Below are 22,049 nucleotides of genomic sequence, written 5' to 3' on the forward strand. Positions count from 1 at the left end.
TATTTTGACAGTTTAGGATCCTAGTGGTAAACCTTATGGAAATTGGTCAAAAAAGGAAGGTTTTTGGCCTGCACTAGCCTATTTTTAGTTGGATTTCTAGAAAGAATTACCTAAAAAAAGGTGCTTGGAGTGCAATAAATATTGCATCGCAACATATGTAAATGGCTTAGGGGTTAAGAGTGGATCAATTTAATCTACCGAGAAACGGTAATCAGGCAGCAGAAGGCAAGGAAGGCCAAACATGGCACAGAAAACCACGCTTCAATACCGAGATTTCCAAAAAAATGGATTCGCCCAGCACCCATGAGCTCACCAATCTACTCAACAAAACCATAGAGGCACAAATCATTCCCCGCCTCCTCATGCAACATGGTCTGAATCGTCCTGAGGCTGATTCTAAGAAAGCTGGGATGCCAATATCCAGCGATGAGGTTAAACACTTTGCCGAATTGCTCATCCATAGCTCAAACGATATTTGCCTTGGATATATTCAAGTCTTGCGTCTTGAAGGTCGGGGCTTAAATGAGATCTATCTCGACTTAATTGCACCTGCGGCAAGACGCCTAGGTTGCTATTGGGAGCTCGATGAGCAAAGTTTTACAACCGTGACCCTCGCCCTCGGTCGGGTTCAGCGAATCATGCAAGAACTTAGTCCGGACTTTCGAAATAATGAAAGTGAATACAAGACCCACTCAGGGAAGGCCTTGTTATTTGCAATGCCCCACTCTCAACACACCATGGGTGTATTGATGTTGAGCGAGTTCTTTATCCAAGCAGGTTGGGATGTCACAACAGTAGCCAACCCCTCCAGCGAAGAAATCCTGTCGCTATGCCGCGAGCAAGCATTTGATATTGTTGGAATCTCGATTTCATATGAGCTGCAATGGGATGCCATGCAGGAATTAGTCAAAGCAATCCGGCAATGTTCGGCTAATTCGCAAATTGGGATTATGGCCGGGGGTGCGCTCTTTAATGCAAAGCCAGATTTAATAAATCAGTGCAACGCTGATATCTGTACCTTGAGTGCCCCAGATGCAGTAATTGCCGCTGAGAATATCTTAAAATCGCGTGTTTGAGAAAAACCATTAAAAGACTAAGTCCGTGACCAATATTGCCAGCACCGCCCACACTTTTGGGCAGTTAAACCCCGAGGAGATTGCCAATCTCGTCGAGGCCTCGGCAGACATCTCACTGACACTCAATTCAGCGGGCGTGATTCAGAGTATTGCCTTTGGTAACCCAGATCTACGAAGTCCGAATTTAGAAAACTGGGTTGGTAAATCCTGGATTGATATGGTCACGGTAGAGAGCCGTCCGAAGATTCAGGCGCTCTTAACAGATGCCAATGAATCCTCGCTCTCACGTTTTCGGCAAATTAATGTTCCAATGCCTGGGGCGAGTGATTTGCCCCTACTCTGCGCAACACTAAAAATCGGTAGTTCAGGTCAAATCATTGCGCTCGCTAGGGATTTACGAGAAATCTCTCTGTTACAACAACGTCTAGTCGACGCTCAGCAAGCGATTGAACGTGATTACACTCGCCTACGTCAACTCGAAACCCGCTATCGAGTTTTATTCGAAATGGCCTCAGAGGCCGTACTCGTTCTTGATGCGAACACCTTCAAGATTGTTGAGGCGAATCCACGAGCTGCTGATTTATTGAGCGAATCCATTAAAAAACTCAATGGTCGTTCTCTAATTGATTATTTAGCCAAAGGTGATCGGATTCAGGCGCAGTCTTTGTTGAGCAAGGTTGCCTATACCAATACCGCCGCTGATTTAAATACTAAATTACTGAATGGCCAAGAGGCATTTTTATCGGCTGCACCATTTCGCAATGAAAATCAATCTTTGCTATTAATTACGATTAAGCGCTCTGGTGAATTCATTGACCGTCAAGACGCTAGCGCACAATCATTAGTCATCCAAGCGCTTGAGAATGCACCCGATGGCTTTATCGTGACAAACTCAGCAGGAAAAATACTAACAGCTAATCAAGCCTTTTTACGCTTGATCATGGCGGATAAGCTCGACCAAATCTTAAATGAGCCCCTCGAGCGCTGGCTCGAGCGTTCGAGCGTCGATTTGCGTGTCATGCTCTCCAATCTTCAAGAAAAAGGATCGATTAAGTTATTTGCAACATCGATTCGCGATTCCTTTGGTACCCTGCATCCGGTTGAGATCTCCGCTGTATCAGTCTCTTACCCACATTCCTGCTTAGGATTTACGATTCGCGAGGTTGGATCACGGATTCGCTCGAAGATCCAACCCGAAGAATCCATTACCCGTTCGAGCGAGGAACTCACGCAACTGGTTGGGCGTTTACCCTTAAAAGAAATTATTAATGAGACCACTGATTTGATTGAGCAGCTTTGCATTAAAGCTGCATTGGAGCTCACACGTGGTAATCGCGTCTCAGCCTCAGAGATGCTGGGCTTGTCACGGCAAAGTCTCTACATCAAATTACGTAAATACAATCTGAGCGATCAAAGCAAAGATAGCGACATCGAGGAATAAGATGTCATCACAGGTAGCGGTCATGAGCTTGGTCAGCATCCAACCGCAAGCCAAACTCGCTGGTATTGCCCGGCTCATGTTTAATCGATTTAGCACCTATCGACCCAAAGGCTTAGTCCTACAAAAGCACATGGGGTCTGGCAAAAATGCAGGGTTCTCCGTGAGCCCCAGTGGGACTCATCAGGGTCTATTCAGCCTCTTTGATTCTTTAGAGCATGCGAATGTATTTATTTGCGAATCGCCTTTGCTCAAGTGGTATCAAGACCATGCCCATGAACTATTTACCGTCAAACTGCGTGCTTATTCAGTTAAAGGCCAATGGTCTGGCCATCAATTAAGTGAATCCATTGCGCCACCAAGCTCGGGACCGATTGCTTCGCTCACGCGCGCATCGATTAAACCCTCAAAAGCGGTCTCGTTTTGGACGAAAGCACCACCTGCCGAAGTCGATTTATTGCATACCGATGGCTGCTTGATTTCTGCAGGTGTAGGTGAGGCACCGATCTTGCGGCAAGCGACTTTTACGATCTGGGAATCGCAAGCCGCTATGGACGCCTATGCCCGCTCTGGTGCTCATTTAGCTGCGATCAAATCGGCCATGCAAGGCCAATACTTTTCTGAATCCATGTTTGTGCGCTTTCAACCATTTGACGCAACCGGTTCATGGAAAGGAAGAACGCTTGCCTAAATCCCTTGGTAATCAACCCATTGTGGTGATCGGTGGCGGCATCGGTGGCTTAGTAAGTGCTCTTGAGCTTGCTTGTGCGGGTCTTGAGGTCATCGTGGTTGAGAAAGAGCAGCAGCTCGGGGGGAAGATTCGGCAAATTGACTGTGCCGGTCATGGAGTGGATTCCGGGCCTACGGTATTTACTATGCGCTGGGTCTTTGATGGCATCTTTGCCAATGCAGGCACACGACTAGAAGATGTGCTACGAATAGAGCCTCTCAAAATTTTAGCCCGCCATGCCTGGAGCAAATCCGAGCACTTGGATCTCTTTGCAGATCGCGAGCAATCGGCCAAAGCGATTGAGGATTTTGCTGGTGTTGCAGAGGCACGACGCTTCCTTGATTTTTGTGAGCAAACCCGCAAACTCTATCGCGCCCTGGAAAAGCCGTATATGTTGTCGCAACGCCCCTCTATGATGGGCATGATGAGCGATTTAGGGCCGACTGGCTCGAAGGCTCTTTATGAGATTGGTCTATTTAATGATCTTTGGAAAAGTTTAGGTCGTTACTTTAAAGACCCGCGCTTACATCAACTCTTTGGTCGCTACGCCACCTATTGCGGTTCCTCACCGTTTCAAGCACCTGCAACCCTGATGCTCATCGCAGATGTAGAAATGCAAGGAGTGTGGGCTGTGCAAGGCGGCATGATTGCTATTACGCAAGCACTCACTGATCTAGCACGCGCCAAAGGTGTGCGCTTTATCTGCGGTGTTAACTGCGATGAGATTTTGCAACGAAACCGGAAGGTCTCAGGAGTGCGCTTAAGCAATGGTGAGACGATTCAAACGCAAGCGGTTATCTTTAATGGTGATGCGATGGCCCTGCAAACTGGCTTATTGGGTAAGGCCAATCGTCACGCTTCCCCAATTACCCAAACCACTCGATCACTCTCTGCGATTACCTGGTCAATGTACGCAAAGCCACACGGTTTTCCTCTAATTCGGCACAACGTATTCTTTGACTCAGACTACGATAGCGAGTTCACGGATATTTTCTACCGCAAGCGTTTGCCACAAAAGCCAACGGTTTACATTTGCGCCCAAGATCAAACCGATCGTCATCTTTCGCATCCGGATGGAGAGCGACTCTTGTGTTTAGTCAATGCACCAGCCACTGGCGATCACCAACAACCCACTTTATCTGAGATTGAATCATGTCAAGAAAAATCCCTTTCCCTACTCGAACATTGTGGCCTCAATCTCTCCTTGGCGGATGCAACGGTGACACGCACTTCGCCTCAGGAGTTTCATCGCCTCTTTCCAGCAACGGGTGGGGCTCTTTATGGCCAAGCCAATCACGGCTGGATGGATACCTTTCGACGGCCAGCAGCCCAAACAGCAATACCGGGTCTTTATCTAGCGGGGGGCAGCGCGCATCCGGGAGCGGGAGTACCCATGGCAGCCCTATCAGGTCGTATGGCGGCCGCAACCCTGATGGGTCACCTCGGTTTGACCAAGCGGTCGGGTCGGGTGCTTATCTCTGGTGGTACGTCGACGCTTTAAGTGATGATGGCCAGCATGGTCTGGTGATGATTGCGTTTGTAGGGAGCGTGTTCTCTCCCTACTATGCCTTAGCACGCCGTCGCCACACCCAAGTCAATCCAGAAAATCATTGCGCGATTAATTTAGCGATCTACAGTCCGGGTAATAAACGCTGGACCATGACCGAGCGTAGCGCAGCGAGTATTTCTCGCAATCAAACTGAGTTTGTGATTGGACCTAGCAGCCTCCATTGGAATGGTGACCATTTGCGGGTTGATTTTGTGGAACGCGCTGTTCCCTTTGGTCAACGCGTCGTTGGGCACTTCAAACTATACCCAAAACAATTATTTAATTTCTCGACCCATCTGGATGATCAGCACAAGCATCGTTGGGGACCCTTGGCTCCTGCTGCTCGGATTGAGGTTGAACTGGAATCTCCCAACATCAAGTGGCAGGGGAATGCATATTTTGATTCCAATGAGGGGGACGAACCGATTGCAATTCCGTTTAAGGATTGGGATTGGTCGCGCGCTCAGTTAAGTGGAGAGCGTACTGCAGTCATTTATGATGTTCGCCAACGTAATGGGGTGGAGCGGGTGCTGGGGTTGATTTTTACTCCCGATGGTCGCATTGAACATTTTGAACCCCCTCCTCGCCAAGCCTTACCCAAAACTGGTTGGCGGATTCAGAGGCAAATGCGCAACCCCAAGGATGCCCAACTAAAGATATTGGAAACTCTAGAAGATACGCCCTTTTATGCACGCTCAGTTCTCAGTAGTGAACTATTCGGTGAGCGCGTGACTTCATTTCATGAGACGCTTGATGTACCCCGGCTCTCATCCTGGGCCGTGCAGTTTATGTTGCCGTGGCGGATGCCGAGGGTTAGGTAATTAATTCGTGATTAACGAAGTGGTTGAATAAAACGATCGGCCACGGTCATTTCTGCCTCTCGCTTTCGCTCTTCCACACGCTCGAGCAGGTCAACAACCCAGGTAAGTCTCTCGTGGATCGTTCCACCGTAATGACGGATGTGCGGCGTTTTATTCACCGCCTCAATTAAGAACTGAACCGAGGGATGTGCTTGTGGGTTAAAGCGTCGGATCGAGAACTTCGCAATGATGGCTGAAGTGGCATGGGTTAATAAGACCAGTTTGCGCTGCTTGGAGACCACTGCACGGACCGACACCGAGTCAAGGTTGAGACGCTCGACTTCACGACCAATCTCTGCATAAATGAGACGTGCTGCAGCAATCGCTGGGCGACAGTCCCACGGCAAGTCACTGATCCCGATCTCTGCTTGGGTATAGAGTTTATCGGCCTCTTTGAGAAGCCGCGCCACGACGCGCGAGATTGCCTCATTAAATTGCGGGTTTGCCAACCACTTGCTGGGATCGAGTCCCTCTTCGCGCATCCACTCGATGGGTAAATAGATCCGGCCGTTCATCGCATCTTCACCGACATCACGAGCAATATTGGTTAATTGCATCGCGAGTCCGAGCTCACAGGCGCGCGCCACGGTCTCTGGCTCACGTTTTCCCATGATCAAACACATCATGGCGCCAACCGTACCTGCAACGCGTGAGCAGTAATCGAGTAACTCATCAAAGGTCTCGTAAGTTCGGTATTGCGTATCCCAGGCGTACCCCTCAATCAATGCGAGTGGTAATTCTTTGGGAATATCAAAGGCGCGCACCACCTCTGCCAAAGCCCGATCTGCCGCTTCATCAATGGGTTGACCTAGGTAGATAGCATCTAATCGCTCTTGAAGCGTGATGATGGATTGCTCAGTTGCGTCTGCTGCATCAGCAATATCATCCGTGATCCGACAAAATGCGTAGAGAGCCGTAGCGGGATCGCGTACTCGACTTGGTAATACGCGCGAGGCAGCAAAGAAAGATTTGGAGCCATCGCGCATGGTTTCTACGCATTCATTGAGATCCTCATCAAAGCGCTTGGAGCTGCGATTCATTGTGCATACCCCTTGGCCACATTAATTGGATGCGGAACTACTGACATTAAGGCCTTCGCCGACGACAAAACACCCGGAATTCCGGCCCCAGGATGGGTGCCGGCTCCCACCATATAAAGTCCTTTGACATCCTCGCTGCGGTTATGGGGTCTAAACCACGCACTTTGTAACAAGAGTGGCTCAAAGCCAAAGGCCGCCCCTTTGACCGATAACAACCGATCCTGAAAATCCTGTGGGGTGGTGCAAAACGAGGTGGTGAGATGCTTTTGAAAGCCAGGTAATACCGATTGATCGAGATACTCTGCAATGGCTTGTCGATATGGCTCGGCAGTCTCTTGCCAGTTCGTGCCACTGTCTAAATTCGGCACAGGTGACAAGACATAAAAGGTGTCATGGCCAGCAGGTGCAAGACTCGGATCGGTCGCGGTGGGTCGGTGCAAATAGAGACTGAAATCCTTGGCGAGCACTTTGCGCTTGAAGATATCTTCCAGCAACTCGCGGTAACGCTTGCCCAGCAAAATCATATGGTGTGGTACATCCGGGTATTGCTGATTCGTTCCGAAGTACCAAACAAATAAACTCATTGAATATTTGCTACGTGCTACTTTTTTATCAGTCCATACTTTGCGATGCTGTGGTTCAATCAGTTTCTGATAGGTCCAGGCGGCATCGGCATTTGAAACGACGATATCCGCTGGTACAAAATTACCATCTTCTAGCGTGATTCCAACGGCTTTACCATCACGCACCTCGATGCGCTTTACTTCCTGATTGCATTGCACATCCACCCCTAAATCAGCCAATAGACGAACTAAGCCCTTAATTAATGATCCAGTTCCGCCCATGGCTGAGAACACGCCGTGTTTACGTTCCAAGGAATTAATCAGTGAATACACTGCGGTTACCGAGAACGGATTACCACCAATCAGCAGTGGATGAAAACTCATCACCTGGCGTAACTTGTCATTCTTTAAATGCCTTGCAACCAGTGTGTAGATGCTCTCCCAAGCTTTCATTTTCACCATGGATGGAAAGGCCTCGAATAAATCACTTAGGGAGTCAAAGGCGACATTGCTAAGTTCTTCAAAGCCCAGTTGATAGCATTTCTCGGCCTCCGCTAGAAAGCGATCGTAGCCCGGTAAGTCGGCTGGACTGAACTTAGCAACCTCATCACGCATGCGCTTAAGATCACCGGTGTAATCAAAATGACTGCCATCGTCAAACCGAATCCGATAAAACGGATCCATCAGTCGTAGATCCACATCATTTTCGAGTTTTTCACCGCATAGCTCCCATAACTCCTCGAGAAGAAAGGGAGCGGTAATGATGGTGGGCCCGGCATCAAAGGTATAGCCATCACGCTCATACACATAAGCGCGACCACCCGGCTTATCGAGCTTCTCGAATACCTTAACCCGATACCCTTTATGAGAAAGTCGAATGGCTGCGGCTAAGCCACCAAAACCACTCCCAATCACCACCGCAATCGGGCGGTCATCACTGGGCAGATAGGTTCGTTTGAGCATGACTTCCTAATTTAGAAAAAAATGGCGCCACGAAGGACGCCATAAGTACCGGTTACATCATTCCTTACTTCATCGCGACAGTATTGCTCTTCTCGGCAGGCTTTGGAGCGACGCGTGGTGCTGGCGTGCCTGTCAAGAATGGATAATCTTTAAGCATCGAAACTCCATAGAGAGGTTTATAAGCTCCCTGATGGCAGGTTGCGCAATTCGCCTTCGCTACATCCCCTTCAGGCCCCAATCGATGGGCCGGAAATACATTGGTGATGGGCACCATGTAATTGTTATTGATATCACGTGCCATGCGAATGCCATACCATGCGGTCATCCGCTGCGGTGGACTTTGTGACCACTCGGGCATCGAGCGGGTATTGTGGCAATAAGCGCAGTTCACTCCCAACGAGGTCGACATATGCACCATCAAGCCAAATACCTTTTCGGTATCCTGAATACTGTTCTTATTGCCTGTCGGTAAAGCGGTGGGCCCATTCATACGAATGTTTTCCGCTTTTAATAAGTATGGGGTAAATGGGTCATAGGGTAAATCACTCCCACCAACCGATGCGGAAGGCGTATTTTGACCATTCTTACCGCTCAAGAATCCACTACCCTGCGGCTTGGCTGGATCGGTAAACCAAACGTTTTGTGGAATATTGTTACCGCGGTGGCAGGTATAACAGGTGACTCCAGTCTCTGCGACGTGTGATTTCCATTCAACGTTAATGCGTTGGGTCATCTGGATCATCTTGCGCGAGACAATTTTTGTGTAATTGGCGTCCTCTGCAAAATTTGCGACGTTATGGCAGTACGCACAGCCCTGCTCAGGCGCGACCCAACTGGTCATTGCCACCATAAAGTTCGTAAACTGGGCAACACTCAAGTTTCCTAAGACTTTGACGTTCTTATAAACGGCTCCTGCTTTGGGGCCATTAGGGTCAGCAGGAATCCCTGCGGGGACCTCATTCTTTTCGGCCTGCGCCTCTAGCGTCCGTGGGTTATAAACCATTGCCATACCCGTACCCCGGAATCCATTCTGCACCGATTCGATGGGTGGGCGCTCACACGCGGTCAATAATAATGTGGTGCCAATCAGAGCAGCAATGCTCAATATGCGTTGAATTGAGTTCATGATGGCTCCTTATTTGGCGACGGGTGGAGGTGGCACGAATGTCGCTGCTGGATCAACCGTGGGGATGCTATACACATCAGGGTATGCGGGTGCAACCCCATGCTTGACTGCCCACAAGTACCAGTTATCCACCACCGTACCCGTTAATAAAATTCCGATGCCACCTGTCAGTGGTACCAATACGGCAAACCACCAGGCCCAACGGTGGATGGACTCCATCGTGGCATTAAAGCCCATGGTCCATCTCCAAAACAGTCCGGCACGCTCCGATGCAGTACCGCGATCGACAATTTGCTCAATCTCGCGCTCACCACCATAGCGACCAACCGCTAAGATAGTGGCGCCGTGCATGGCAAATAACAACGCTGATCCATAAAGGAAGGCAATGGAGAGCATATGAAATGGGTTGTAAAACAAATTACCGTAACGCAAAGAGAATGCAGCGGTCCAATCGAGGTGCGAGAAGATACCAAAAGGTACGCCTTCGCTCCAGCTACCAACCAATAGCGGTCTTAAGAATCCCAAGACTAGGAACAACCAAATGGCAGAAAGGAATGCCCATGCGATATGCGTACCCATACCAAGCGCAACTGCGCGTCGGTAGGTGCGCCACCACCACAACAAGACCGATGCGGTTAAGAATGCACCAGCCATCATCCACCAACCACCCTCAGCAAGTGGCATATTTAAACTCAAGCCGTGCTTAGGTAACGGAGGATCGAGCGATAACCAAAACAGTTGGCGAATGAACTGGATAGGATCCCAGTTGACCGAGGCCAACATGTTCCAGCCAATAATCTGAAAGCCAATCATGCCAAAGAATAAGGAAGCAATCCCAATCGTTCCTAAATAAATCGGGCCGATCTGGGCATTCCCTAAACGCCCAAATAAATGGACTAAAAATGGTTTGCCAATACGCTCACGCTCATCCTTTCTGGGATTAAGCGGTGAGCCATGATGCGGTTCAGCGACAACCTGAACCTGAGTGAATAAATTTTGATAGTCCATATCGTTATCCCTCGATTCTTCTTATGACCAAATGGGGAGGTTTAGCCACCAACCCCACCACTCTGGCCAACCACGAGTCCAAAATGGTCCACTAATGACAATGCAAACTGCGCTCCAAAATACTGCAGCTAAGGCTAAGAACAAGCCGAGTCGGTGAATACCCAAAGTGCCGACGGAGTAGCCAATCAAATCCCGAAAGAAGGTGTCTTCATGTTCGGGGGTTTTCACAAACTCGCCCTTTTGCGGATTCGTTGACGACAACACCAGGGCGCCATGCATGGCAAGCGCGAGGGTTGTCGTGAAAAATAAGGTGATCGCAATCATGTGCGCGGGGTTGTAATGAAAATGTAGGTATTGATAACCAACGTTTGAGACCCAATCAAGGTGACTCAAGATGCCGTATGGGAACCCATGACCCCAAGCGCCCATCAATACGGGGCGAATCACAACCAGTGTGAAATAACCAAAGACCGCGACGGAGAAGGCAAACGGTACATGAAAACCCATACCCAATTTGCGACAGATCTCCACTTCACGCAGCGCCCAAGACCCAAATGCGCCTAAGGCACAAATCGTAATGAGTTGCCACAGCCCGCCTTCCATGAGTGGAGCGGGTGCCAGGCCATACTTTAAATCGGGTGGGGCAATATTAATTTGCCACAAGTTCCATGTTGGCCCTTGCGATGCGCCCCACAAAATGAGCGCAGTACCTAAAAAGGCAAAGAAGATCGTGGTGATACCAAAAAATCCGACATAAAAAGGGCCTACCCAAAAGTCGAATAAATCTCCGCCAACCAGGGTTCCCCCTCGTACTCGGTACTTTCGTTCAAAGCTGAGCATGGCCATTTTTTAGTCCTTCCTTAAATTGGTAGATAAGACTCGATGCGTGGTCAAGTCTTATCCACCACGGTTTTCATGATGCGTACTACTTTGCTGCTGGTGCTGCTGGTGGGGTTGCAGAACCCGTACCTGTTTTTGCTTTGTACTGGGTTTGACTTAAACCATCTAACCAGTTAAAGCGCACGGTGCTCAGCAAAATCAAATGAATCATTGCTGCTAAACCGAACAGGAAGATTCCTTGAATAGCCATAGCCCGTAATGGGTCATATAGTTTCCAAATTCTCCACATGGTATTTCTCCTAAGTTAAATACGACATAAAGCTATAAACTGCAGACCTTACGCCGTCGATCATTGACTTCTCTTCGGATCCTGGTAACCAGGATCTCCACTGACCCGGTAGGAACACAGTAAAGAGTGCGAGTACAAAACACACCACAAAACACAAGACAAAAATCGTCTTGAACGTGATTGAATCGTTCTTAGCGATCTCTTGTACCGAGTGGTTTAAATGGATATCTTTCATATCGTTACCTTTACGTTGTTACTTCCGATTTCAGTAGAACCAAGGACGCCAAGCCCACACCAAAATGTGAGCAATGACCGCTATTGCAGTAAACCCGACCAAACCTTGGACATAAAACTGGTGAAATTCTTTCGCCTCGTCGTCGGTAAGACCAGAAATAGAGCCTCTGTGATCACTCATTCGAGATCCCTCCTTCAAAATTAGCCTTTCGGCTAGCACCGCGCAAAGCCCGCGCGACAAGGGCATATGGCAGTGAACTGCCACATTGGGGATGGATGAAAGTAGTCATATTCATACTTTCTCCGATATCGGGTTAGGTACTTTCTCTTGCATAATCTCTGGACAGGAAAGACGAACGCGCTCTGCGGTTACGCGCGCCTCTCCAGAGGATTCGGTATCGCGCTCGACACGATCACGCAATTGCTTAGCAGCCGAGATTTGTACCAGTACAGGTTGCTTCTGAACATAATTGGCGACCATGGTTTGCGCGTCGCTGTCCCACATAAAGGCATTCGCCGCTTGACCGCGTGCCAAAGTGGAGTCGACCTTATCCATCTCCGTACCCAGAGGCAAGATATGGAATAAAGCATCAAAGAGTCCATTGCAAAACTCTTGGATTAAATAGGTTGCACCGGCGTATCCCATAAATGGCGTACCGGTGTGACGCCGAATGATTGCGCCAGGGAACGATGCGGGGATATACATTCCCTTGCCACCCGCTTCGGCTAGATACATCCGCTCGTTGTAACTTCCAAAGAGGACAAGAGGTGCCTTTTCTTTGACTAACCTTCGAATTTCCTCGCTATCCGTTTTCTGACCAGGCTTACGGGAAATGGCGAAGCTGCAGGGCAATCCCATCTCTTCACTGAAGAAATGCGAAATCCCGCGCGTGTAGGTCTCGTTTGCAACGATCGCAAAGTTTGCGGTACCAAAAAAGTCTTGAGTCACCGAGCGCCATAGATCCCAAATCGGTTTAATCGTGGTGTGCTTTTCACGCTCAATAAATGGCTCGGGATCAAGATCCAATAACTCACCCAATTTACGCAAAAACTTAGTCGTGCTATGCAGACCAATGGGCGCCTGTAAATAAGGGCGATCTAAAGCTTCGCAGAGCATGCGACCAAACTCACGGTACATACAAATGTTGACATCGGCTTCGACCAAGCGCGATACATCGGCTAAGTGGCTACCGAGTGGGAACACCATATTAATCTCAGCACCAATTCCTTGGACCAAGCGGCGGATCTCCGCCAAATCGCTTGGCATATTAAACGTGCCATACGCTGGTCCAATAATATTGACGCGGGGCTTCTCCCCTTCTTTACGAGGTTTACGTGCCGGCACATTCTTAATGCCATACTCCGACCACAACCAATACATGGCGCGATTAGCGCACTGCCATTGGTCTTCATCAATGGTGCGTGGTAAGAAGCGAGCAATTGCGGTTCCTTCGGGAGTAACACCCCCACCAATCATCTCAGCAATTGATCCGGTCACCACCACTGCTGGCAAATCGGGATCCAAAGTAGCGTGGGCACGTTTCATGGAACCTTCGGTGCCCTCACGTCCCAATTGTTCTTCAGCCAATCCGGTGACCACGATCGGTAACTCATGCGGTGGCAGAGCATCGGTGTAGTGCAAGACTGAGGTAACGGGTAAGTTCTCACAACCCACCGGTCCATCGATCACCACTTGCAATCCCTTGATAGCCGTAAACACATATACGGCTCCCCAATAGCCGCCGGCACGATCGTGATCAATGACGTACATCAGATCATCTCCTCGGCTTTGCGTTTTTTGATTGCCTTCTCAAGCTTGCGACGGGTCTCGGCTTTGAACTCAGGGCGATCTTTGGGAACGCTTTCCCAAACACCCGCATTGTGACTAGCACCAACCTCACCGAAGAAGGCTTTCATCTCATCAAAGCGCGCTTGATTTCCAATGGCGGCATTAATCACTTGAGCGAGTGATCCAGCGCCTGCAGGACCCATCAAGGGGCGCGCAGAAATGAGGTTTGTGAAATACAGACTGGGAATCGATGCTTGCTTGGCAGCTTGTACCACCGGCGTTGTGCCAATCGCCAAATCGGGTTGGTACTCGGCCATCGCCGCCAAATCCTGTTCGAGCGACGCACGAAACTGCACCTGTACACCTTTTGCTTCTAACCATTCCCGATCCGCATCACTCCACACAGTACGTGGACAGGCGGATCCAACATAGCGAACATCCGCACCGCTCTCAATTAGTAAGCGTGCGACTAGGAGTTCGGACCCTTCGTAACCGCTTAAGGTAATGCGACCTTTAATCGGGGTTGCGCCAAGGACGGCTTTAATTGCTGGCAAGATTTTGTGTTTGGCGGCATTGATTCGGTCTTGCGGTGTGTTGGTTGCTTTACCAATTGCTTCCAACCATGCCGCAGTGCCTTCATATCCAACCGGGGCAGATCCAACAATCGGACGACCTGCGGCTTCAAACTCCCGAATGCTGGCTGTATAAAACGGATGAATCGCAGCCACTGCTTTGCAATCGAGCGCTTGATACAGCTCACGCCATTCGCGGGTTGGTACTGTGGCGCCTACTGCAAGATCCATGGGCTCCAACATCGCACCAATCACTGCGGGATCGGCTGGGAACATCTCACCCAAAAGGGTGATGGTGGGTTTGGTTTGCACACCAGTGCGAGGTGCTTGCACGGGACCCGCCATAATTTCGTGGCGAGCGTATTGCAACATGGCGCCGGCTAAGACATCTTTTGCCTCGGCATGGGTTGGCACACCAAATCCAGGTACATCGATACCGATAATGCGTACGCCATTAATTTCTTTAGGAAGTAATTGCAGTGGTACACCACTGGCAGTGGGGACACATAAATTAATAATGACAATCGCATCGTACTTACTGGGATCCGCCTGTTCGTGCACCGAATCCCGAATATCTTCAAACAGTTTTCCAGTGACCAAGGTCTCAGAATTAAATGGCACATAACCAACGCTGCGTCGTGCCCCATAAAAATGCGATGTAAACGTTAAGCCGTAAACACAGCAGGCAGAGCCTGACAAAATCGTAGCGGTGCGGCGCATGCGCAAACCAACACGCAATGATCCAAAGGCTGGGCACATACTCTGTGGTTGATCGTGCGGACCCTTGGGATAGTCCTGGGCATAACGTTGCAATACCTCGCCCTTGCCCGATGATTTCGCCGCATCCATCATTTGCTTTTCACCCGCATGACATCCCAATCCATCGCCTTTGGACGGATCGTTGACCAACTGCTCTGGCACGATGGGAATGATGGGCTTACTCATGAACTTAAACTTTGTCGTACACCACTTCAAGGGTTTTCTTCACCACCGCGTCTTTGCCCATCATGTCGACTTCGGTAGCGGGCTCAAGAACGTAGTCGCGACCGGTAATGTCCGATGAGAAAAGTCCTAAGAGATCGTCTTGGCTCAGTGGCTTGGGTCGCACCGGCGGTGCATCTGCAACATTGGTCGCCAGCTCTTCAAAGAGTGGGCCCCACTGCGTACCAGGGCGGCCGATGATTTCATAGCTAGCACTTTTACGACGAATATCTTCGTGCGCAGGAATGGCAGCCAAGACTGGGATGCCAACTTTTTCTGCAAAGGCTTGAGCTTCGCCGGTGCTGTCATCCTTATTGATCACCATTCCAGCCACACCGACATTGCCGCCCAACTTACGGAAATACTCCACGGCGGAGCAAACATTGTTTGCTACATAGAGGGATTGCAAATCATTGCTACCCACCACAATCACTTTTTGGCACATGTCCCGTGCAATCGGCAATCCAAATCCACCACACACCACATCGCCTAAGAAATCCAACAAGACGTAATCAAAACCCCAGTCATGAAATCCCAACTTCTCAAGGGTTTCAAAACCGTGGATGATGCCGCGCCCTCCGCAACCGCGCCCTACTTCGGGGCCACCGAGCTCCATCGCAAATACACCATCGCGTTTGAAGCACACATCACCAATCGAAACTGCATCACCCGATAACTTTTTCTTCGAGGAGGTTTCAATAATAGTGGGGCATGCTTTACCTCCAAACAATAAGGAGGTGGTATCGCTCTTTGGATCGCAACCAATCAGCAATACCTTCTTACCTTGCTGGGCCATCATGTATGAAAGATTAGCGAGGGTAAAACTTTTCCCAATTCCGCCCTTGCCATAAATGGCAATAATTTGTGTTTCTTTGGTGACGGGTCCTTTGTGGACTGGATCCGGTTCCATGTCAGCCTCTTTTTTGAGATTGACAAATTGCACCGTTGCTTCGGCTGGCACACCTTCTAATTTTGCGGTTGCTGGACTCATTGCAAGGTTCTCCAATCAAGGACCATCTTTAAACAATCTTTATCGCTAAACGCTTGGCGATAGGCTTTATCCGCATGTGCTGGTGAGGCATGATGCGTAATCAATCCATCTAATGAGAGCCGACCCGACTCGGCTAAGTGTTTCACAGCCAATAAATCTTTAGGCTGCCATTGCGCTGCCACCCGAATCCGTGCTTCACGCATAAACGCCTGCGGAAATGAGAATGTCATTGGCGCGTCATAAAAACCCGCCAAGACAATCTCACCGCCAGGAGCCAAACATGAAATCAAGGTATCGAGTAGCGCTGCGTCACCACTCACATCGACAATCGTTTTGTAATAGCGCTTTTGATCTGCTTTTGGGTCAATTACCTCGTAGCCAATTGCTCCAGTGCGGCGATCGGCATCGGTTTCCCAAACCACTGGTGTTTTGCCGGCAAGCACCGCAATGCGCGCAATGAGACGACCTAAAACACCGTGACCAATAATCAAATCAGGCTGTTGACTCCATTCAGCCGATGTGACGTGATGCGCTGTCGCTGCTAAGGCAAACAAAACGGCTTCTGCGCCTAACTTGTTGTCCACACCAATCACTCGACTTGCTGGCACAACCACGCGTGATGCCGCGCCGCCGAAGAGGCCTTTCACATCACCGAAGCACCGCGCCCCTGGAACAAATACGCGTTGGCCAGGCTGATACCCAGACCGAATTCCTGCTTGATAAATTTTGCCGACCGACTCATAGCCCGGTACCAGTGGATAACCCATGCCCGGGAAGTGGGGCATGCGCCCACTCCATAGAAGTTTTTCAGTACCTGTACTAATACCGCTCCATTCAATATCAACCACAACATCCGTCTCTGTGACGGGTGATAACTTCAGCTCACTCAAGACAACGCTCTCGGGCTTCTCGAGCACGATGGCCTTTGCTTGATAGATTGTGTTCATAGTGTCATTTCTTATTTACATATTTTATGTGTAAATATTTATTTACATGACTCATTCTTCACCACTTTGGGGATAATTTATCTAGGGGTTTCTACTGATGACCCCTAGTATTTACAAGGCTTTTTGGGCAAAAATCGACTTTTAGACTCTAAGCCACTGAAATCATTGGCTTTTTACAATGCAAGATCTGTGCATTCAAGGGGATAGCGGATGGCAATAGGCGAACAGCCTCAAAGCCGGCCTCGATCAGCATTTGGGTAATTTCGGCTTGCGAACGGGGCCTTCCCCGCCCCATCGCCAGCAGATAGAAGCCAAAATACGCATCCCCCATTGCCTCTTGGCCTGGGGTATCGGCCATCGGCTCAGCCAGAATTAGACTTGCTCCCGGCTCTAAAGCATTGAAAACATTACGTAATAGGATTTTGACCCGGGAGTCATCGTGATCAAAAATGACTCGGATGAGCGTAGCAACATCCGCACCCTTGGGTAACGCCCCATCGAAAAAATTTCCACCAATCGCTTCGATGCGATTCGTTAGATCTGTTTTGGCAATCTGAGTACTCGCTAACTCAGCAACGCCAGGAAGATCAAAAATCGTGCACCGCAACTGCGGGTAAAGTCTTGCAAGTTGAGTCGCAAACGCGCCCTGTCCACCACCAATGTCCAGTAAATGACGGTGCTTAGTAAATGAGTAGGCATCGATCACTTCGGCAGTGACCAAAGGTTGGGTGTGCGCCATCAGCTTTGAATAGTTCGCAACGCGCTCGGCCGATAATGATTCTGGTTTGGGATCGTGGGCGTGATCGATATAGGGCCAATACTCGGCCATCGCCGCTTTCCCAGAAATATCACCGCGCAAGAGTGCTAACGGATCTTGCAGATCACGATAGAAATCGCCGTGATGAATGATCATATCGACGAGTGCACGATTACCAACTAAAGGCGCTCCTAGCATGCCAAGTGCATAGTGCTCGTTGTCGCGTTTTGTTAAAAGACGAATGGCAACTGCTGCGTCGAGTAAACGATTGAGGCCTGCGGGCGGTAACGCAATGCGCTCTTGCAATTGTGCTTTAGACAAAGAGCCGTTTGCGAGCAATTCAAAAAGATTGACTTTCACACAGGCCAATAAAATTTGGGAGTACACAAAGCCCGCCATTACATCAAAGAGTGCAGAGGCTTGACGCCGCACGACCCAGCGTGTCAATGGAAAGCGCGCAGCCCAGCGCTGAAATCGGGGTGAGGCAATGACACTATTTCGCCAATCGGCGAAGGTGTCTTTCAATGAGCGGTGATGGGTTTGCGTGTCTTCGGACACACGCTCAGACAGTGGCATGGTGATGCAGCGGTCGACTCGTATTGATAAACCATGCTTCGGGAATCAAGCGTTCTGCCTCTTTTGCGACCAGAGCGCGTAGCATCTTCTCGCCTTTACACGACGGTATCGAATGAATTGCTTTGTATACCAACTCATCAAAATGCTGAACTGCGCCCACCAATCCAAGATCTCGCGCAGAGCTTGGTCGATCATGGGCTAAATCTTGGCCTTGTGGTTTACCCATCGTTGCTTGATCAGCTAATACATCGCGAATGTCATCGGCCACTTGATAGGCTTCACCCAACCACTCACCGAGTGGTTTCCAAGTATCAGCATCCGCTCCTGCGGCTTGCGCGCCTGCTGCGGTTGCAGCCTCAAAGAGTGAACCGGTTTTTTCTTTTTGGTATTGCGACAGTTGGACTTTGGATTCGCACTCCCAGGCTTGACCCGACACAATCCCGTGCGGCGCACCCACCGAGGCAGCGATCGTTTTTAGAAGTGGTGCTAAGCGCAGTGGTGAGCGCATGCTGCACGAAGCCATGTACTGAAATGCCAACACAATCAGCGCATCACCCGTAAGCACGGCAATGCGTTCACCAAATGCAGCGTGTACGGATGGCTGCCCACGACGCACCATCGCATTATCAAAACAGGGTAAGTCATCGTGCACTAGTGATGCGCAATGCAAAAGTTCAATCGCGCCTGCGGCCGCAATCGATAAATCCGGATCATCATCCCCGCAGGCGGCGGCGACCGCTAAACATAGTTGCGGCCGAATCCGTGCTCCACCTGGGAATACCGCATGATGCAAAGCCCTTTGTAAATTTTGTGGGGCTGTCTTAGACTCTGCGATGGCAAGCGCTTGATGCAAGCCCTTTTCAATACGCTGCTGCATCGCGTGACTGGGGCTGATTTTTGAGCTCATGACCGGCTTTCAGAGTTAATCGGGTCGCAATACGGGTAAAAAAGTGTAAATATTTTTTTACACTTATCATGATGATGAATATAGTCAGCTAATGCAAGAGGGTCAATCAATCATATCTAGGGAAAACCCTAATGAGCTCCATTAATCGCATTCCCTACGACTGGCCAAACCGCCAAATTAGCCGCTCCGTCACCGTGGGCGATCTCACCTGGCATGCCCAAATCTCAGGCAAAGGGCCGGTAATTTTGTTACTGCATGGCACCGGTTCCTCCACACACTCTTGGGGCGAGCTCACGCCTTTACTCAATCAAGAGGCGCAAGTTCTTAGCGTCGATTTACCAGGGCACGCCTTTACTCTGGGAGCTTCAGTGGATTCCTTACGACTCGAGCAGATCGCAAGTAATTTGATTGCATTGATTGGCGAACTCAAAATGGCATGGCCAACCATGGTCGTTGGTCATTCTGCTGGCGCTCCCCTAGCACTCGCCTTTGCTAATCTGGCACCCACTAAACCACAAGTCATTATTGGTCTCAATCCCTCACTGATTCCGCCGCCGCCGAGCTACACCCAATTTTTTGGACCCATGTTGGGACCAGTCACTAAATCGGCTACTCTGGCATCGATTCTGGCAAAGCTTGCACCGCTCTCAGGCATGACCGATCGATTACTAGATTCCACCAATACCAATTTGCCTGAAACAAATCGCAACTACTATCGACGCCTGTTTCAATCCCCTGAGCATGTGCGCGGCGCCATGAACTTTATGGCTTCAGCCAATATTGATCAAGTACTCAAAGCAGGTGCAAACCTTCCAAGCAAGTTAATTTGGGTGATTGGTGAGAGCGATCAGTGGGTTCCAGAAAATGGCTTGAAGAAAATCATCAAGCAATACTTTCCGAAATCAACCGTGATCCATTGGTCAGGCGGTCATATCATGCACGAAGTGGAAACGACCAAGACCGCTGATTTAATCTTGAGTGAACTAAGAGCGCTTAAGAAGTAATTGGATTCAGGTGTGCAGGACACCTAAAACCGCTTGCGAGAGTTCGTGTGCGCGCGCATGCGGTAGAGGTAAATAGTACGAACCAATCAGTCGGGCAATCTGTTGACCCTCCTCGCGCGCTTGCGGCGAGGTATCAATCCATAAACTGCGTACCTTCATCTGCGATGCTAATTTAGCGGATTGCTCCGCATCGATTTGCGCTTGAGTTCGCCCCGGTGTGCCATCACGTGCAATATTGGCGCGGCCATCGGTTAGGAATACCAAAGTGGGGGTCATCCCTTTTTTGAGCGATCCCTTCGCCAGTGCAAAGGCCGTATCAATCGCAAGGGCTAGTGGTGTGCCGCCACCACCGGGTAGTGATGCTAAAGAGCGCTTCGCTCTGACCAAGGAACGAGTTGGGCTTAGCAAAAGTTCTGCTTCGCTTCCCCGAAAACTAATCAGTGCCACCTGATCGCGTCGCACATAGCACTCCGCTAACAACAACTCAACCGCACCCTTTGCTTCGGCTAGTCGATTAATCGCCGAAGACCCAGAAGCATCAACCACAAAGGTTGTGAGTGTTTGATTGCGTTGTCGATAGCGCTTGACGCGTAGATCATCCTTGCGAATGAGAATTTTTGGCTGATACGGATTCTGACTACTCTTAAGTTGGGCTTGACGAATCCGCTGCCAGGGTACTGCGGCGCGCAGGGTGTCCATCAAACTCAGTCGTTGATTGCCAGAGGGCATACCAGGCTTTGAACCCATTGGTCGACCGCGTTGACTGCTTAATTGGCTGGTACCTGCCTTGCCAGCAGAATGATTTTTTTGTCGTACCAACGCGAGTTGAGTGAGTCGATCAAGCAGCTCACGAGGGATCGCTGCTTGCGCCGCATCTAATACTTGATCTTCAAGAACTTCAGTCTCTTGATTCTGAGATTGAGTCTCTTCTGAATTCGCTTCCTCGTTTTGTTCAGGAGTTGGTTCAGGATTGGGCTCATCCTCAGCTTGAGTCTCGTCGGTCGCATTGGGTAATTGGGTTGCTCTTGGCAATAACACCAGGGTCACCGCGCGCTCAAGATGTTCTTGGCTGGGCTCTCTCTCATGCCACTCGAGATCCATGGCTGCCAAGTACCGCGCAGTTCTGACTGTAAATTGCACCGCACGCAAGGAAATAATGCCTAACTGCGCCGCAATTCCGACGAGGGCGGCGTATTGCTCATCACTGAGCATGATTTGTTCAGCCCGCTCTTGAATCGATGTGCGATCGAGATCAATGAACTCCGCATCGAGTTTGACGTCTGGTAGGTCATGCCATGCGATTGAATCTAAATTAATATAAAACGCGCAGCGCTCGATCAATTTTGGATTCACACTCTCGTCCTCTTCAATACTTTCATCAAGGGCAACTACACCCATGGCGCATGCGATGCGTTCTCCATGTCCATCACGCTCAACCTGAATGGCGCCATGATCGAGGGCAGTCGCAATACGGGCTACTGTTCCTGCTTCGAGGCGTTCAGCCATTGGCAGAATCACGAGACTTTGATCGCAGTGACTTAAGAGCCCCGGTCGAAAGATTGGCTTACCAGAAATGATGGTAGCCTCAATATCCAAGCCACCGAGTAAGTTCTCGTCCGAGATACCGCTGGGGATCTTTCGTATGGGTGTTACTAAACCATGATGGCGTGCAAGTTGCTCAAGTGTTTGTAACCACCGCTCTCGGACAGATCCTGAGCGTGCGTGTACGATCACCCCACCAAACACATGGGGCGCAAGTGTGATTAACTGTGCAACCTGTAAACAGGTCAACCAGTAAGGGTTCATGCT

Annotated in this window: 21 protein-coding genes; 6 read left to right on the forward strand and 15 right to left on the reverse strand. The window is 49.7% G+C overall.

Translation table 11 applies throughout. The annotated features are described in order from the left end of the window. Positions 1-179 precede the first annotated feature (179 nt). The 5 genes from QUE61_RS07025 to QUE61_RS07045 are packed head-to-tail and all read left to right on the forward strand — an operon-like array spanning position 180 to position 5,614. Positions 180-1,076: a cobalamin B12-binding domain-containing protein gene (locus tag QUE61_RS07025; protein ID WP_286306534.1), complete on the forward strand. Its 897-nt coding sequence runs from the start codon at positions 180-182 to the stop codon at positions 1,074-1,076. 25 nt (positions 1,077-1,101) lie between these two features. Continuing rightward, positions 1,102-2,517, forward strand: coding sequence for a transcriptional regulator PpsR (gene ppsR / locus QUE61_RS07030; RefSeq protein WP_286306535.1), 1,416 nt, complete (start codon positions 1,102-1,104; stop codon positions 2,515-2,517). 1 nt (position 2,518) lies between these two features. After that, positions 2,519-3,205 (forward strand): spheroidene monooxygenase, encoded by a 687-nt coding sequence (locus QUE61_RS07035; protein ID WP_286306536.1) that lies wholly within the window; start codon positions 2,519-2,521, stop codon positions 3,203-3,205. Further along, positions 3,198-4,745 (forward strand): 1-hydroxycarotenoid 3,4-desaturase CrtD, encoded by a 1,548-nt coding sequence (gene crtD / locus QUE61_RS07040; RefSeq protein ID WP_286306537.1) that lies wholly within the window; start codon positions 3,198-3,200, stop codon positions 4,743-4,745. The genes QUE61_RS07035 and crtD overlap by 8 nt, the downstream gene beginning before the upstream one ends. Before the next feature lie 26 nt (positions 4,746-4,771). Beyond that, positions 4,772-5,614, forward strand: a complete 843-nt coding sequence (locus QUE61_RS07045; RefSeq protein WP_286306538.1) for a carotenoid 1,2-hydratase — start codon at positions 4,772-4,774, stop codon at positions 5,612-5,614. An 11-nt stretch (positions 5,615-5,625) separates the two neighbouring features. On the opposite strand, the gene QUE61_RS07050 is transcribed toward QUE61_RS07045, so the two are convergent. The 14 genes from QUE61_RS07050 to QUE61_RS07115 all read right to left on the reverse strand — a co-directional run bounded on the left by QUE61_RS07050 (position 5,626) and on the right by QUE61_RS07115 (position 19,236). Further along, entirely contained in the window at positions 5,626-6,693 is a 1,068-nt protein-coding gene (locus QUE61_RS07050; protein ID WP_286306539.1) for a phytoene/squalene synthase family protein, read from the reverse strand. Then, the gene (locus QUE61_RS07055) at positions 6,690-8,219 is read right to left on the reverse strand and encodes a phytoene desaturase (protein ID WP_286306540.1); all 1,530 of its coding nucleotides are present in this window, start codon (positions 8,217-8,219) and stop codon (positions 6,690-6,692) included. Before QUE61_RS07055 ends, QUE61_RS07050 begins: the two co-directional genes overlap by 4 nt. A gap of 64 nt (positions 8,220-8,283) precedes the next feature. Beyond that, positions 8,284-9,345, reverse strand: coding sequence for a photosynthetic reaction center cytochrome PufC (pufC, locus tag QUE61_RS07060; protein ID WP_286306541.1), 1,062 nt, complete (start codon positions 9,343-9,345; stop codon positions 8,284-8,286). 9 nt (positions 9,346-9,354) lie between these two features. Then, a complete protein-coding gene (gene pufM / locus QUE61_RS07065; RefSeq protein ID WP_286306542.1) occupies positions 9,355-10,353 on the reverse strand; it encodes a photosynthetic reaction center subunit M in 999 nt (332 codons plus the stop codon). A gap of 21 nt (positions 10,354-10,374) precedes the next feature. Beyond that, a complete protein-coding gene (pufL, locus tag QUE61_RS07070) occupies positions 10,375-11,199 on the reverse strand; it encodes a photosynthetic reaction center subunit L (protein ID WP_286306543.1) in 825 nt (274 codons plus the stop codon). Between the two features lie 79 nt (positions 11,200-11,278). Continuing rightward, complete coding sequence (gene pufA, locus QUE61_RS07075) at positions 11,279-11,482, reverse strand: light-harvesting antenna LH1, alpha subunit (protein ID WP_215369554.1); 204 nt, start codon at positions 11,480-11,482, stop codon at positions 11,279-11,281. 10 nt (positions 11,483-11,492) lie between these two features. Beyond that, positions 11,493-11,717: a hypothetical protein gene (locus QUE61_RS07080; RefSeq protein WP_199908496.1), complete on the reverse strand. Its 225-nt coding sequence runs from the start codon at positions 11,715-11,717 to the stop codon at positions 11,493-11,495. Positions 11,718-11,747: 30 nt separating this feature from the next. Then, complete coding sequence (gene pufB, locus QUE61_RS07085) at positions 11,748-11,897, reverse strand: light-harvesting antenna LH1, beta subunit (protein ID WP_108508840.1); 150 nt, start codon at positions 11,895-11,897, stop codon at positions 11,748-11,750. A gap of 111 nt (positions 11,898-12,008) precedes the next feature. Next, positions 12,009-13,487, reverse strand: a complete 1,479-nt coding sequence (gene bchZ, locus QUE61_RS07090) for a chlorophyllide a reductase subunit Z (RefSeq protein WP_286306544.1) — start codon at positions 13,485-13,487, stop codon at positions 12,009-12,011. Beyond that, positions 13,487-15,022 (reverse strand): chlorophyllide a reductase subunit Y, encoded by a 1,536-nt coding sequence (bchY, locus tag QUE61_RS07095; protein WP_286306545.1) that lies wholly within the window; start codon positions 15,020-15,022, stop codon positions 13,487-13,489. Before bchY ends, bchZ begins: the two co-directional genes overlap by 1 nt. Positions 15,023-15,026: 4 nt before the next feature. Then, positions 15,027-16,049, reverse strand: a complete 1,023-nt coding sequence (locus QUE61_RS07100) for a chlorophyllide a reductase iron protein subunit X (RefSeq protein ID WP_286306546.1) — start codon at positions 16,047-16,049, stop codon at positions 15,027-15,029. After that, the gene (bchC, locus tag QUE61_RS07105) at positions 16,046-16,996 is read right to left on the reverse strand and encodes a chlorophyll synthesis pathway protein BchC (protein ID WP_286306547.1); all 951 of its coding nucleotides are present in this window, start codon (positions 16,994-16,996) and stop codon (positions 16,046-16,048) included. Before bchC ends, QUE61_RS07100 begins: the two co-directional genes overlap by 4 nt. Positions 16,997-17,144: 148 nt before the next feature. Continuing rightward, a complete protein-coding gene (locus QUE61_RS07110; protein WP_286306548.1) occupies positions 17,145-18,329 on the reverse strand; it encodes a methyltransferase in 1,185 nt (394 codons plus the stop codon). Next, positions 18,316-19,236 carry a polyprenyl synthetase family protein gene (locus tag QUE61_RS07115; RefSeq protein WP_286306550.1) on the reverse strand — a complete coding sequence of 307 codons (921 nt, stop codon included), beginning with the start codon at positions 19,234-19,236 and terminating at the stop codon, positions 18,316-18,318. The genes QUE61_RS07110 and QUE61_RS07115 overlap by 14 nt, the downstream gene beginning before the upstream one ends. Positions 19,237-19,367: 131 nt before the next feature. Here QUE61_RS07115 and bchO point away from each other — a divergent pair, with 131 nt between their 5' ends. Next, entirely contained in the window at positions 19,368-20,240 is an 873-nt protein-coding gene (gene bchO / locus QUE61_RS07120) for an alpha/beta fold hydrolase BchO (protein WP_286306551.1), read from the forward strand. 6 nt (positions 20,241-20,246) lie between these two features. Here bchO and QUE61_RS07125 read toward each other — a convergent pair whose 3' ends face one another. After that, positions 20,247-22,046, reverse strand: a complete 1,800-nt coding sequence (locus QUE61_RS07125) for a magnesium chelatase subunit D (RefSeq protein ID WP_286306552.1) — start codon at positions 22,044-22,046, stop codon at positions 20,247-20,249. Positions 22,047-22,049 lie beyond the last annotated feature (3 nt).

This window comes from Polynucleobacter sp. HIN5, assembly GCF_030297555.1.
In the GTDB taxonomy this organism is placed as follows: domain Bacteria; phylum Pseudomonadota; class Gammaproteobacteria; order Burkholderiales; family Burkholderiaceae; genus Polynucleobacter.